Origin of the sequence: Bradyrhizobium sp. SZCCHNS3002 (assembly GCF_032377435.1) — a bacterium.
GTDB lineage: Bacteria > Pseudomonadota > Alphaproteobacteria > Rhizobiales > Xanthobacteraceae > Bradyrhizobium.
In genome coordinates, this window is sequence record NZ_JAUHHY010000001.1 from 650,778 (window position 1) to 665,410 (window position 14,633).

Genomic DNA, 14,633 nt, shown 5'->3' on the forward strand with positions numbered 1-14,633 from the left:
GCTCTCATCGCCCGGTCAGCCGGATCGGGCGACCCTGACTGATGAAGGCGTAGTGGCCGGCGCCGATGCCGCCGACCATCAGCGCCTCGACGACGGGCTCGGCGATCTCACCGGTCGCGGCCCAGTCGATGACGAAATTGGCGCCGGTGCCGCCGCGGGTGTCCTTGACGGGCACGAAGATCTCGACGGTCGCGAACGGCCTCAAGGCGACGGGCTCGCGCAGATGCGCCTCCACCAGCGTGCCGGCCGTGTCGTAATAGTTGATGCGCCGGACGATCAGAGGCCGCTGCTCGGAGGCGTTGTGGATGCTCAGCGTCACCGAGAAATCGGCCTGGACCCGGCCCGGGGTCATCGCGACGCTGGAATAGACGGGGACGTAGACGGCGCCCGTGACCGTGACGGGCTGCGCCGGAACTGGCGTCAGCGAGCTCGCGAAAGTCGTGGTCACGTCGTCGGCCGCCTGCGCCGCGCCGGCCGCAACAGCTGCGATGAGCAGCAGCGCGAATGCGCCGGTCCGGATGTGACAGATTGCGGGTTTCCTTGCGCGGCGGCCCGACATAAGTTGCCGCCTCGGGGGTTGCTTCATGCATGAACTGATCGGCGACATCACGCTCTGCATCCTGTTTGCGTGGGTGCTTGGACTGGCGGCGCACAGATGGCGCCAGCCCTCGATTCTCGCTTATCTGGTCGCGGGCTTCGCCATTGGCCCCTTCGGCACCGGCTGGGTCAAGTCCCAGGAGTCGATTTCCGTGATCTCGGAACTCGGCCTGATCTTCATGCTGTTCATGATCGGGCTCGAGATCGACCTCAAGAAGATCATCCGCGCCGGCCCGGTGATTCTGATTGCCGGCGGCGTCCAGCTGCTCGGCGGTGCCGCGCTCGGCATCCTGTTCTTCGTCGCGATCGGCATGCGGATGGGTGCCGAAAGCTACGACGCGCTCTATCTCTGCGTCGCCTGCGCGCTGTCCTCGACCGTGATCATCGTCAAGGTGCTGTACGAGAAGCGCGAGCTCGACACCCTGCCCGGCCGCATCACGCTCGGCGTGCTAGTTCTGCAGGACGTGTTCGCGATCCTGTTTCTGGCGGTGCAGCCGAGCCTCGACGACCTCCATGTCAGCGTGATCCTGCTGTCTTTCGCCCGCGCCGGCACGCTGGTCGCGATCGCCCTGTTGCTCAGCCGCTACGTCTTGCCGCCGGTGTTCCACCGCATCGCGCGCACCCCCGAGCTGATCCTGCTCGGCGCGCTGGCCTGGTGCTTCCTGATCGGCGAGATCGCAGAAAGGCTGCACCTGTCGCGCGAGATGGGCTCACTGGTTGCGGGCGTCTCGCTCTCGACCTTCCCCTATGCGCTCGACGTCACCGCCAAGGTCACGACCCTGCGCGATTTCTTCATCACGCTGTTCTTCGTCGCGCTCGGCATGACCATCCCGATCCCGACGCTGTCCGTGGTCGGGCTGGCGCTGGTGATCGCGCTCTTCACGGTGGCGAGCCGGCTGCTCACCACCTTTACGCCGCTCTACATGATGCGGCAGGGCCTGCGCGCCAGCCTGCTGCCGGCGCTCAACCTTGCCCAGATCAGCGAATTCTCGCTGGTGGTGATCCAGACCGGCGCCGCCGCCGGCCACCTCAAGAACGGCACGTCGAGCGCGGCGTCCTTCGCCTTCGTGCTGCTCGCGGTGCTCTCGACCTTCGTCATCGTGCGCTCCGACCCGATCGCGCGGCGAAGCATCCCGCTGCTCAAGCGGCTCGGGCTGCGCGACCTCGATTCGAGCAAGGACGGCGAGGCCGGCCATGAGGGCGGGCACGGCGCCGGACGGCCGATCGTTCTCCTCGGTTTCTTCCGCACGGCCAGCGCCCTCCTCAGCGAGATCGAGCGCAACGAGCCGGCGCTGCTGGAACAGATCGGCGTGGTCGATTTCAACCCGGTGGTCTTCCGCACCCTGTCCGATCGCGGCATCCAGGTGACCTATGGCGACATCAGCAATGTCGACACGCTGATTCACGCGGGGGTCGGCCAGGCCGAGTTGATCATCCTGAGCATCCCGGACTCGCTGCTCAAGGGCGCCAACAACGAGAAGCTGGTGCGCCACGTGCGCAGCATCAATGCAACGGCCAAGATCGTCGCGACCGCCGACCTGCTCGCCGACGTCAACGACCTCTACGATGCCGGCGCCGACTATGTGACCGTGCCGCGGCTCAGCGATGCGCAGGTGCTGCTCAACCTGATCCAGGACGCCAGCGCCGGGCTCCTCTCCGAGCGCCGCAGCCAGGCCGAGGCGATGCTCGCCGACCGCCGCGAGGTGCTGCCATGAGCCGGGCGCGTATCCATCTCCGACACAATCTCTGATCCCGCTGGACTTGAATCATGGCAAACACGAGCGTTCACGTCGTCGATCACCCGCTGGTCCAGCACAAGCTCTCCTTGATGCGCGAGCGTGACCGCTCGACCAAGGGCTTCCGCGAGCTCCTGAACGAGATCGGCATGCTGCTGGCCTATGAGGTCACGCGCGACCTGCCGCTCGAGCTCGTCGACATCGAAACGCCGATCGCGCCGATGAAGGCGCCGAAGATCGCCGGCAAGAAGCTCACCCTGGCGCCGATCCTGCGCGCCGGCGTCGGCTTCCTCGACGGCATGCTGGCGCTGATGCCGTCCGCGCGCATCGCCCATATCGGGCTCTACCGCGATCCCAACACGCTGCAGGCCGTCGAGTACTACTTCAAGGCGCCCCAGGATCTGAGCGACCGCACCGTGATCCTGATGGACCCGATGCTCGCGACCGGCAACTCCGCCTGCGCGGCTGCCGAGCTGCTCAAGACGCGCGGCGCCCGCGACATCCGTTTCGTCTGCCTGCTGGCGGCACCAGAAGGCATCGCCAAGTTCGAGAAGGAGCATCCGGACATCCCGATCTGGACCGCAGCGATCGACGAGAAGCTGAATGACCACGCCTACATCGTGCCCGGTCTCGGCGATGCCGGCGATCGGATGTTCGGCACGAAGTGATCGTGAACGGTTCAGCAGGACGGTCGCGGTGAAAGGCGAATGACACTGAGGATGCGACCATCGATCACCAGCAGCGCGCTCCCGATCACCAGCGCACCGCTGATCTCCCGCAACGAGATGCTTTCGCCGAGCACCAGCGACCCGAGCAGGATCGTCGTCAACGGAATCAACAAGGTCACCAGCATCACGTTGGTCGCCCCGGAGCGGCGCAGTATCTGGAAGAACACGATATAGGCGAATGCCGTCGACAGCGCCGCAAGGCCGATGACCGCGAGCCACGTCTGCAGCCCGGGAAGCGGGAGACGCCAGGGCTGGTCGACCGTGCCGGCGATGACCAGCATCATCACGCTCGAAGCCGAGAGCTGGAAGGTGGCGGTTGCGAGCGGCGGCGATTGGGCGAGATGGCGGCGCACCAGCAGCGCGGCGATGCCGTAGCTGAGCGATGCGCCAAGACCGAACAGAATGCCGTAGCCGCCGGCCGAGCCGCCGAGCCCCGATCCGCCTCGCAGGATCACGACGCCGACGAGGCCCACGATCAGGCCCGCAGCCCGCCGGACCGACAGCCTTTCCTCCCCCGCGGCAGCCATTACCACGATGGTGAACAGCGGCGTGGTCGCGTTGAGCACCGCGGCAAGACCGGAGGTGATGAACGTCTGGCCGATCACGATCAAGCAGAACGGCACGACATTGTTGAACAGCGCCACGGCGAGGAACGGCAGCCAACCGACAATCCCCCTGGGAAAACCGAGCCCGCGCAGGCGCGCCACCGGCAGCAGAATCGCAGCCGCCAGCACGATGCGCAGCAGCACCAGCGTCAGCGGCGGCAATTCCTTCAAGGCGAGGCCGTTGAAGATGAACGACCCGCTCCACAGCAGCGACAGCAGGCCGAGCAACGACCAGTCCCGCGCGTCCATTCTCTCGTTCTGGGATGTCATCGCCGCAAACCGCCGTTTCATCCGCGCGAGCGTTGCAGGCGAAGCCTCGCGCCGTCCACCCGCTTTCCGTTGCCGGCGTACGAAGGTCTACGGCACGGATCCCGGCCGCGAGATCAGCTCGATCATCCGGCCTTCGTCCTCATCCGGCATCGCAGCCTTCGCCCGTGCATAGGCATCGACGGCCGCCTGGGCCATGACGGGGCGCTCACCGAGCAGTTCCTCGGCGAGCTGCAGCGCATAGGCTGCATCCTTGTGACGGAGTGCTGCGGTAAAGCTCGCATTGGCGAAGTTGCGCGCGATCATGCGCGGCGCATGGCGCAGCACCTGCGGGCTCGCCGCGACGCCGCCCTGGATCGCCTCGAGCACGAGATTCATGTCGAGCCCGGCCTGCTCGGCGATCGCGAGCCCTTCGGCGAGACCCGCGATCTGCATCGCGCCAAGCAGGTTGTTGATCAGCTTGTAGACGGTCCCGGTGCCCACCGGTCCGAAATGGCGAATGGTCGAGCCGATCGGCGCCAGATAGGGCCGGGCGCGGTCGAGATCGGCGGCGTCGGCGCCGATCAGCAGGGTCAGCTTGCCGCTTGCGGCCGCGTCGGGCAGCCCGGTCACCGGACAGTCGAGATATGTCACGCCGCGCGCATTCAGCTCGCGCGACAGGCGCAGCGTATGATCACGCGATACGGTCGAACATTCGATCGCAATCGTGCCGACCCGCATGGTGGCGGCAGCGCCATCCGGCCCGAGCCACACCGCGCGCGAGGCGTCGTCATCCGCAACCATGGTGACGACGGCGACGGCATCGATCGCCGCATCGGCCGGCGAGGTCGACCAGCGCGCGCCGCGCGCGATCAGATCCTCGGCCTTTGCCTTGCTCCGATTCCAGACCGCCACGGAATAGCCGGCATCGAGATAGCGGCCGGCCATGCCGTGGCCCATCCGCCCGAGCCCGATGAAGGCGACGCGCGCCACGCTCAATCCACGTCCTCGATCGCGGCACCCGGCGTCGTGCCGAACGCGCGCTGTGCCAGGGTCGCGGCCATGAACTCGTCGAGATCGCCGTCGAGCACGCCCGCGGTGTCCGACGTCTGCACGCCGGTGCGCAGATCCTTCACCATCTGATAGGGCTGCAGCACGTAGGAGCGGATCTGGTGGCCCCAGCCGATCTCGGTCTTGGCCGCCTGATCCGCCGCCGCCTTCTCCTCGCGCTTCTTCAGCTCGATCTCGTAGAGCCGCGCGCGCAACATGTCCCAGGCCTGGGCCCGGTTCTTGTGCTGTGAGCGGCCGGCCTGGCAGACCACCGCGACACCGGTCGGGATGTGCGTCAGCCGCACCGCCGATTCGGTCTTGTTGACGTGCTGGCCGCCGGCGCCGCCCGACCGCATCGTGTCGACACGGACGTCGGACTCCTTGATGTCGATCTTGATGCTGTCATCGATGACCGGGAAGATCTGCACCGAAGAGAACGAGGTGTGGCGCCGCGCATTCGAATCGAACGGCGAGATCCGGACCAGGCGATGCACGCCGGCTTCCGTCTTCAGCCAGCCATAAGCGTTGTGCCCGGAGATCTGGATGGTCGCGGACTTGATGCCCGCCTCTTCACCCAGCGATTCCTCGAGATACTCGACCTTGAAGCCGTGGGTCTCGGCCCAGCGTGTGTACATGCGCAGCAGCATCTGCGCCCAGTCCTGGCTCTCGGTGCCGCCGGCGCCGGCATGGACCTCGAGATAGGTGTCGAACTTGTCGGCCTCGCCGGACAGGAGCGCCTCGAGCTCGCGCCGCGCGACCTCCTTCTTCAGCTCCTTCAGCGCATTCTCGGCTTCAGTGACGACGCCGGGATCGTTCTCGGCCTCGCCAAGCTCGATCATCTCGATGTTGTCGCTGAGCTCACGCTCGACCTTGCCGATGCCGGTCAGCGAGTCCTCCAGCGAGGTCCGCTCCTGCATCAGCCGCTGAGCTTTTTGGGGGTCGTTCCAGAGATTGGGGTCTTCGGCGAGCTTGTTCAGCTCGGCCAGCCTTGCCGTCGATGTCTCGACGTCAAAGATGCCTCCTCAGCAGCCCGACCGACTGCTTGATCTCTTCTACGATTTTCTCGATTTCCGCGCGCATGTCGCTCTCTTCAGGCCGCGGCTCCAAGCGCCGCAGCATCGTCTCTCACAGGGGGATGTAACGGCGCTCGGCGCAAAGCGCAATCGCTCCGCGCCGCAACGGCATCAGTTTCAGCCGGCCCAATAGCCTAATAGAGGCTTCCCGTGCCTGGACGGATGATGAAGCTGCCAGCATCAGGCTGGCCGCCGCTCTGCGACGGCATCACGCGTCCATCGGCGTCGGCGACACCGATGACGGAGTAGTTGTCCGGCGGCGCCGTACCCGGCTTGAATGCTTCCATGATCGTGCGGCCGCCGTCGCCAGGGCTTGCGCGCATGCCCGTCTTGGCATCGACACGGACCAGCTTGATGCCGGCCGGGATCTTGAAGGGCGTGGCCGGCTTGTCGGCCAGCGCGAGCTTCATGAAGTCTTTTGCGATCGGTGCGGCCAGATGACCGCCGGTCGCAGCGTTACCCCGACCGAGCGGCCGCGGCTTGTCGTAACCCATGTAGATCGCGACGGCGAGGTCGGGCGAGAAGCCGACGAACCATGCGTCCTTGGCCTCGTTGGTGGTGCCGGTCTTGCCGGCGATCGGCTTGCCGACCTCCTTCAGCACGGTCGCCGTGCCCGCCTGCACCACGCCCTCGAGCATCGAGGTGATCTGGTAGGCCGTCATCGTATCCAGAACCTGCTCCCGGCGGTCGACCAGCTGCGGCTCGCTCTGGTTCTTCCAGCCGTCCGGGGCGTCGCAGCCACGGCACTCCCGGGCATCATGCTTGAAGATGGTGTGGCCGTAGCGGTCCTGGATGCGGTCGATCAAGGTCGGCTTCACCCGACGGCCGCCATTGGCGATCATCGAATAGGCGGTGACCATGCGCATGGCCGTGGTTTCGCCGGCGCCGAGGGCGTAGGACAAGTAATTCGGCAGCTCGTCATAGACTCCGAACCGCTTGGCGTATTCGGAAATCAGCGGCATGCCGACGTCCTGCGCGAGACGCACGGTCACCGTGTTCAGCGACAGACGCAGCGCGTTGCGCAAGGTCGTGGGCCCGAGATATTTCCCGTTGGAGAAGTTGTCGGGGCGCCAGACCTGCCCGCCCTGCCCCTGGTCGATCTCGATCGGTGCGTCGACGACCTGGGTCGACGGCGTATAGCCGTTGTCGAGCGCCGAAGAATAGACGATCGGCTTGAATGACGATCCGGGCTGCCGGTAGGCCTGCGTTGCGCGGTTGAACTGGCTCTGGTCGAAGGAGAAGCCGCCGACCATCGCGAGCACACGGCCGGTGTTCGGGTCCATGGCAACCATCGCGCCGGACACTTCGGGCAGTTGCTCGAGGCGATACTGGCCTTCGACCGGATTGCCTTCCTTGTACAGCGGATCGGCATAGATCACGTCGCCCGGCTGCAGCACCTGGGCGACCGACGTCGGCACCTTGCCGCGGCCGTTGGCCGTCGCAGCCCGCGCCCATTTCACGCCGTCAAGCGTGATCAGGCCGGTCTGGCGCTCCTTGCTGACGGCGCCGCCGAGTTCGCGCGGCGGCTGGAAGCCGATGCGGGCGGACTGGTCACTGGTCTCGAGCACTACGGCCATCCGCCAGGGCGAGATGTCGGAGAGCGACTTGATGTCGGCGAGCTTCACACCCCAATCACCCGACGTGTCGAGCTTGGAGACAGCTCCGCGATAGCCCTGCTCCTGGTCGTACCTCACGAGTCCGGCGACCATGGCCTTGCGCGCCATGACCTGGATCTTCGGATCGAGCGTCGTCCGGACCGACAGGCCGCCCTCGTAGAGCTTCTTCTCGCCATAGCGCTCGAAGATGTCACGGCGCACTTCCTCGGCGAAATATTCACCCGCGAAGATGTGGGCGCCGGTGTTGCGGCTCGCGATCGTCAGCGGATCCTTGCGCGCCTTGTCGGCGTCGGCCTGCTTGATCCAGCCGTTCTCGAGCAGACGATCGACGACGTAGTTGCGGCGCTCGATGGCACGGTCGCGGTTCCGGATCGGATGCAGGCTGCCCGGCATCTTCGGCAGAGCCGCCAGATAGGCGGCCTCGGCCACCGTCAGTTCGTTGACCGACTTGTCGAAATAGACCAGCGACGCCGCGGCGATGCCGTAGGCGCCGGAGCCGAGATAGATCTCGTTGAGATAGAGCTCGAGAATCTTGTCCTTCGAGTAGGTGCGCTCGATGCGCATCGCCAGCAGCGCTTCCTTGATCTTGCGGGCGAACGACACCTCGTTGGTCAACAGGAAGTTCTTGGCGACCTGCTGGGTGATGGTGGAGGCGCCCTGCGGCCGGCGATTCGAACCGAAGTTCTGGGCGTAGACCACGGCAGCGCGCGCCATGCCGGTGAAATCGATGCCGCCATGCTCATAGAAGTTCTTGTCCTCGGCGGCGAGGAAGGCGTTGATCACGAGCTTGGGAACCGCCTGGATCGGCAGGTACAGCCGGCGCTCCCGGGCATATTCACCGACCAGCGAGCCGTCGACCGCGTGCACGCGCGTCATCACCGGCGGCTCATAATCCTGCAGCTGGGAGTAGTCAGGCAGATCCTTGGAAAAATGCCAGATCAGGCCGGCCGCTGCTGCCACACCGACCAGGAACAAGACGGTACCGGCCGCGAACAGGAAGCCCAAAAACCGCACCAGAAAGCGCATCGGCGAATATCCGTTCCAACTCTTGTTTCGTCTCTCGGCTCGGACGCGGCGCACCCACGGGCGCTACCGCCAAAAATCACACGGTCGGCTGCAATGCCGCGTGACCCATGCCAGAGAAACGCATGGTCAAGCCTATCAGCGGTCAAGCCTATCACAAGTCTGCCGAGAAGGAATCCTCACTGATTCCGGGTGCCTCGCAGCACGTTTATACGGATGTTGCTGTGGCCAAACTAGGGCTTTGCGCGGACCGCCACCGGCTTGTCCGGCCTCTCGGGGCCCGCATTGGCAATGCGCTTGGCCAGAAAGGCATCGATCGCCCGCGCCATTGCGTCCGCCGTGCGCGACCGCCATGCGTCGGAGACCAGGTTCCCCATATCGCCCTTATTGGAGACATAGCCGAGTTCGACCAGCACGGATGGCACGTCGGGCGCCTTGAGGACGCGGAAACCGGCCGATTTCAGCGGGCGCTTATGCATATGCACCGCCGTCTTCATGTCGTTCATCAGCACACGGGCGAACCTGTTGGAAAACGTGCGTGTTTCCCGGCGGGCCAGATCGATCAGGATGTCGGCGACGTCGGCCGGCTCCTCTGTCAGATTGACCCCGCCGATCTGGTCGGCGCGGTTCTCGGTCTCGGCCAGCCGTTCCGCCTCGACGTCGGACGCCTTGTCCGACAGCGTGTAGATGGTCGCGCCCTGCGCAGTGCCCTCACCCCGCGGCAGCGCGTCGGCGTGGATGGAGACGAACAGAGCCGCCGATTGCTTCTGGGCGATGCGGACCCGGTCTCCGAGCGGGATGAAGGTGTCGTCGTCGCGGGTCATGACCACGCGGAACTTGCCCGACCGTTCCAGCCGGTCGCGCAGCGCCTGGCCGAAGGCGAGCACCAGATTCTTCTCCGGCACCTCGCCGCCCTGCGTGCCGTAGTCGATACCTCCATGACCGGGGTCGATCACGACCACGGGCCGGGTGTCCGGCGGGCCATCCGTCGGAGGGGTGGCGATGGCGACCGTCGTCGGCGGCGGCCGGACTGCCGGCGCGGGGTTCCCTGCGACCGCGACGGACGCCGTCGCGGAACCCGAATCGGCAGGCCTGGCCCGGCTGTCGCTGCCGATGGCGCGGGCGAAAGTCGCCTCGTCGACCTCCTCCAGTTCGAGCACCAGCCGCGGCGGCTGGCCGTTGGCGGCATCCAGCACCGTGGAGTTGGCGATTCGGGCCGGGCCGGTGAGATCGAAGACGATGCGGGACCCACCAGGCATCACCATCCCATAGCGGAACGCCTTCACCAGACCACGGCCGCTGGTCCCGGCTCCCGTGGGCAGATGAAAGCTGACCTGGGGCAGGTCGACGACGACGCGATAGGGTTCGCTGAGCAGGAAGGCTCGAAACGGCACCGTCCGGTCGAGATCGAGCACGAATCGGGTCTGTCGGGAATCGCCGGCGACCCGTGCATCGGTGGCGATCGGGAACCCGGGCCCGACTACGGCAGGCGGAACCTGGCCGACCGGCCCGCTCTGGGCGCGGGCCGGAATGGCGGCCGCGCATAACATTTGCGTGACGCACAGTGACGCGCATCCCAGCAAGGAAAGGTAATTCGCCCGGCCAACTGCCAAATCGATGCCTCCGCGGGATCGTCTTACCGCAACCAATCCCAGGGGTTAATCGCCAAATTTTGTCATTTTCGTTAAAGGCCACCGATTGTTGCGGTTCCGCGACGCTTCGCTTGCGCGACCTGACCATTCCTCGTATGTACGAAGGGCTGAAGGCTAATCCTTACTGCCGGTTGTGTCGCGTTCAACCTCCGGTGAAACGCCGGAAGCTTCGTGATCGGGGTGCTCGGTATCGAGTCCTTGATCGTGGCGGAGATTCCAGCGCCTTTCCGACGCTCCACCAAAGCCTGCGCGATCCCGCGCGGCCGCAACGGAGAGCCGGTCACGAGCCGAGTGGCGCCTGTCAGGGCGCCTCCTCGCAGAGACCGCCCGGGCACCAGGTCAGACACGGTATAGCCTGATACCGCGCCTGTGACAGGGTGGGTATTCGATCCAGGCAAGCGTTTCGGCGCAATCTGGCCTTCGGCAACAGAGAAGGCGGCACCCGCTGCCGCCCACATATTCCAGACGGGCCGACGCTTGATGCGCCAGACTGAGTTGCCAACCATGACCAGCGGACGATCCGCGCCGATGCGGGGCCAGACCCCCGCCCGGCCAATCGCCCCGCCGGCATCAGGGTTGGCGCGGCGCGACCAGCTGCGTTTAGGCCTTCCCCTCACCCCCGAATCAGGTGGACCGTCGCGTCATCCGACAGCGCGCCACGCGCTCGCGGCCAATCGCGCCCGTCGCCTCCAAGAGTTCCAATATGCCCAACAAAATGTTGATCGATGCTACCCACCCGGAAGAGACCCGGGTCGTTGTCGTCCGCGGCAACCGCGTCGAGGAATTTGATTTCGAAACGGCCCAACGCAAGCAGCTCCGCGGCAACATCTACCTCGCCAAGGTTACCCGCGTTGAGCCCTCGCTGCAGGCCGCCTTCGTCGAGTATGGCGGCAACCGCCACGGCTTCCTCGCCTTCAGCGAAATCCATCCGGACTACTATCAGATCCCAGTCGCCGACCGGCAGGCTCTGATCGAAGCCGAGGAGCGCGCGCACCGCGAAGCCGAAGAGGAAAGCGAGAACCGCTCCAATCGCCGCCGCAACCGGCACCGCAGTTCACGGCGCCGCGGCAGCGGCGAACGCGTCCAGAGCGAGATCGTCGAGGCCGCCGAGGCGGGCCTCCCTGCCCAGACCGAGGGGCATGAGGCCGACCACGAGGCGCCTGAGCACCACGCCTATGCGCAGGACGATCAGCCGCACGCCGACGCGACCGAGGCGCAAGGCTTCTCCGAGGGCCCGGTCGAGACCCACGACCAGGACGCGCCGGGCGAAGCTCAACAAGGCGCAGCCGACGAATCGCACGGCCATGCCGAAGAACCGCATGATGCCGTCGCCGCGCAGGCCCACGACGCCGCCGCCGAGCAGCCCACTGGCGAAGTCGCGCAGACCGGCGACGCGCCCGCCACCGAGGCAGCCAGCCCCGTCCTCGGAGCGGACGAGCACGCCGACGAGCATGACCATGAGAGCCACGGTCATGACGAGCATCATGATGGCGAGCACGAGCATGATGAGCTCGATCATCACGAGCACGACCATCACGAGCATGATCACGATGAGCACGATCACGACGATGACGTCGCTCCCATGGCCGAGCACGCGGATCACGGCGTCACCATCGTGCCCGGCGACGAGAACGGCTCTGAGGCCGTGTCCGGCGACCACGAGGACGACGAGGACGACGGCGAGGAGATCGAGGAAGAGCTCGTCGAATCCGTCGGCGGCGACGACGTGCTGGAAGAAGTGCCGGAGCGCACCTTCCGTCCGCGCCGGCAGTACAAGATCCAGGAGGTCATCAAGCGCCGCCAGGTGATGCTGGTGCAGGTCGTGAAGGAGGAGCGCGGCAACAAGGGCGCCGCGCTGACGACCTATCTGTCGCTCGCCGGCCGCTACGCCGTGCTGATGCCCAACACCGCCCGCGGCGGCGGCATAAGCCGCAAGATCACCTCCGCGCAGGACCGCTCGCGCTTGAAGGAAGTGGTGCAGGACCTCGACGTGCCCGAGGGCATGGGCGTGATCCTGCGCACCGCCGGCGCCAACCGCACCAAGCCCGAGATCAAGCGCGACTTCGAATATCTGCTGCGGCTGTGGGAAACGGTCCGCGACATGACCTTGAAGTCGCAGGCGCCGACGCTGGTCTACGAGGAAGGCTCGCTGATCAAGCGCTCGCTGCGCGACCTCTACAACAAGGAGATCGACGAGATCCTGGTGGCCGGTGAAGACGGCTACCGCGAGGCGCACGACTTCATGAAGATGCTGATGCCGACCAACGTCCGGGCGGTGAAACAGTATCGCGACGGCCAGCCGCTGTTCTCGCGGATGGGCGTCGAGAGCCAGCTCGACGCGATGTTCTCTCCGACCGTGCAGCTGCGCTCCGGCGGCTATATCGTGCTCAACCAGACCGAGGCGCTGGTCTCGATCGACGTGAACTCCGGCCGCGCCACGCGCGAGCATCACATCGAGGACACCGCGCTCAAGACCAATATGGAGGCGGCCGAGGAAGTGGCGCGGCAGCTCCGTTTGCGCGACCTCGCCGGGCTGATCGTCATCGACTTCATCGACATGGACGAGAAGCGCAACAACCGCTCCGTCGAGCGCAAGCTGTCGGACTGCCTGCGGCAGGATCGCGCGCGCATCCAGGTCGGCCGGATCTCGCACTTCGGCCTGTTGGAGATGTCGCGCCAGCGCATCCGTGCCAGCGTGCTGGAAAGCTCGACCGAGCCGTGCGCGCATTGCGGCGGCACCGGCCATGTGCGCTCGGTATCCTCGGTGGCGCTGCAGCTGCTGCGCAGCCTCGAAGAAACGCTGATGAAGGGCGCGACCCACAACCTCGTGGTCCGCACCCGCACCGAGGTGGCGCTCTACGTGCTCAACCACAAGCGCGGCCATCTGCGCGACCTCGAGAACAGCTTCAAGGTCTCGCTCGCCGTCATCGCCGACCCGAGCGTGAGCGGCCAGCAATCCTTCATCATCGATCGCGGCGAGCAGGTGCATACGCTCGAGGCCGCCAAGGCGCTGCTCGCGGCGCAGGCCTCAGCCCCGCCGCTGGTGGCCGAGGACATCTACGACGAGGAAGAACCGTTCGACATCGAGACGGAATCCGAGCTCGAGACCGAGGAGACCGAAGGCCTGTCCGAGGACACGGCCGACGGCAGCGCTGTCGAAGGCGAGCGGGACGGCGCGCGTCGCAAGCGGCGCCGGCGCCGGCGCGGCCGCGGCGGCGAGACCCGCGAGGGCGCGCTGCCTGAAGGAACGGCCGGACTGCAGCCCGCGGAGCCGGGCCCTGCCGCCGACCAGTCAGCCGAGGACTCCGACGGCGAAGACGACGAGTCGGAGGAACAGCCTGCGTTCGCCCAGGGCGAGCAGACGGATCAGCCTGGCGGCGAGCGGCGTCCGCGCCGGCGTGGACGTCGCGGCGGTCGCCGTCGGCGCGGTGGCGCGGAAGAAGGTCTCGCCGCGTCGATCGGCGACGAGCTCGCGCCAGCTTCGGCATCGGAGGCAGAAGCCGCCGTGGCCGATTTCGACGGCAACGGCGCTTCCCACCACGACGAGGAAGAGCCGGCAGAACCCGCGGCGCCGGTCCAGGCGTCGGCCGCAACCGAGGCCGATGAGCCCCTCGCTGGCGCCTCCGCGCCAATGCCCCAGGCTGCTCCCGGTCAACCCGAAGTGCAGCAGACCGAGGCTCCGAAGACGGAATCCGAGAAGACCCCGCGGCGTTCGACGGTTCGCGAGAAGGTCAGCTTCCTCACCGAGCCCAGGCCGGAGAGCGCGGTTTCGGCCGTCAACGTCGCCGAGAGCAGCACGCCCGCTCCGGCTGCCGACGTCGCGGCGTCCGAACCGGTTGCCACCGAGCCGGCGGCCACCGATTCCTCGTCCCCTGCGGCCCCGCGCCGGGCCGGCTGGTGGTCCCGCCGTTTCGGTGGCGGGCAGTAGCCCCCGCTCTCCGACGCTTCAATGCAAAACGCCCGGCCAGATGGCCGGGCGTTTTTCATATGGCGTATGGCGATCGTTCCTGGCCGTGACGACCGGAGGCCGCTCAAGCCACGTCACGGCCGTCTCGACATCCGACGGATCGATCTGCTGATTGAGCCGTCTCTGCAGGAGATCATGGTCGCGTTCGTCTTCCCGCCACGAGGCGAACACGGCGGCCGTGCCGTTGCCGGTGATGTTGGTCGGCGCACGCGGCTCGCGCATGAACTCGTCGGTCGAGCACACGATCGCCATGCCCGGAACCAGGGCCGGCTTCACGACCGACAGCGTTGCGGCCAAGGTGACGAAGACGGCAACGTCAACGCCGCTCGTGCCCTTCAAT

9 protein-coding genes and 1 pseudogene are annotated in these 14,633 nt (G+C 66.5%); 3 read left to right on the forward strand and 7 right to left on the reverse strand.

Annotated elements, in window-relative coordinates; translation table 11 throughout:
* Window positions 1-4 precede the first annotated feature (4 nt).
* The gene (locus QW845_RS02925) at window positions 5-559 is read right to left on the reverse strand and encodes a DUF3124 domain-containing protein (RefSeq protein ID WP_315800149.1); all 555 of its coding nucleotides are present in this window, start codon (window positions 557-559) and stop codon (window positions 5-7) included.
* 25 nt (window positions 560-584) lie between these two features.
* Here QW845_RS02925 and QW845_RS02930 point away from each other — a divergent pair, with 25 nt between their 5' ends.
* A complete protein-coding gene (locus QW845_RS02930; RefSeq protein WP_315800150.1) occupies window positions 585-2,312 on the forward strand; it encodes a cation:proton antiporter in 1,728 nt (575 codons plus the stop codon).
* A gap of 53 nt (window positions 2,313-2,365) precedes the next feature.
* Entirely contained in the window at window positions 2,366-3,001 is a 636-nt protein-coding gene (upp, locus tag QW845_RS02935; protein WP_315800151.1) for a uracil phosphoribosyltransferase, read from the forward strand.
* 11 nt (window positions 3,002-3,012) lie between these two features.
* On the opposite strand, the gene QW845_RS02940 is transcribed toward upp, so the two are convergent.
* From QW845_RS02940 to QW845_RS02960, 5 genes are all read right to left on the reverse strand, one after another.
* Window positions 3,013-3,915, reverse strand: coding sequence for a DMT family transporter (locus tag QW845_RS02940; RefSeq protein WP_409997860.1), 903 nt, complete (start codon window positions 3,913-3,915; stop codon window positions 3,013-3,015).
* A 108-nt stretch (window positions 3,916-4,023) separates the two neighbouring features.
* Window positions 4,024-4,905, reverse strand: coding sequence for an NAD(P)-dependent oxidoreductase (locus tag QW845_RS02945; RefSeq protein ID WP_315800432.1), 882 nt, complete (start codon window positions 4,903-4,905; stop codon window positions 4,024-4,026).
* Between the two features lie 2 nt (window positions 4,906-4,907).
* Window positions 4,908-6,042, reverse strand: a protein-coding gene (gene prfB / locus QW845_RS02950) for a peptide chain release factor 2 (RefSeq protein ID WP_315737783.1) whose coding sequence is annotated in 2 segments (ribosomal slippage) — window positions 4,908-5,972 and window positions 5,974-6,042 — 1,134 coding nt in all. Because the reading frame shifts where the segments join, the coding sequence is not laid out codon by codon here.
* Between the two features lie 127 nt (window positions 6,043-6,169).
* Window positions 6,170-8,677 (reverse strand): penicillin-binding protein 1A, encoded by a 2,508-nt coding sequence (locus tag QW845_RS02955; protein WP_315800153.1) that lies wholly within the window; start codon window positions 8,675-8,677, stop codon window positions 6,170-6,172.
* 230 nt (window positions 8,678-8,907) lie between these two features.
* Entirely contained in the window at window positions 8,908-10,224 is a 1,317-nt protein-coding gene (locus QW845_RS02960; RefSeq protein WP_315800433.1) for an N-acetylmuramoyl-L-alanine amidase, read from the reverse strand.
* Between the two features lie 805 nt (window positions 10,225-11,029).
* Here QW845_RS02960 and QW845_RS02975 point away from each other — a divergent pair.
* Window positions 11,030-14,254 (forward strand): Rne/Rng family ribonuclease, encoded by a 3,225-nt coding sequence (locus QW845_RS02975; RefSeq protein WP_409997861.1) that lies wholly within the window; start codon window positions 11,030-11,032, stop codon window positions 14,252-14,254.
* A gap of 111 nt (window positions 14,255-14,365) precedes the next feature.
* Here the strand turns inward: QW845_RS02975 and QW845_RS02980 are convergent.
* Window positions 14,366-14,629, reverse strand: a pseudogene (locus tag QW845_RS02980) (dicarboxylate/amino acid:cation symporter); the annotation flags it as partial.
* Window positions 14,630-14,633 lie beyond the last annotated feature (4 nt).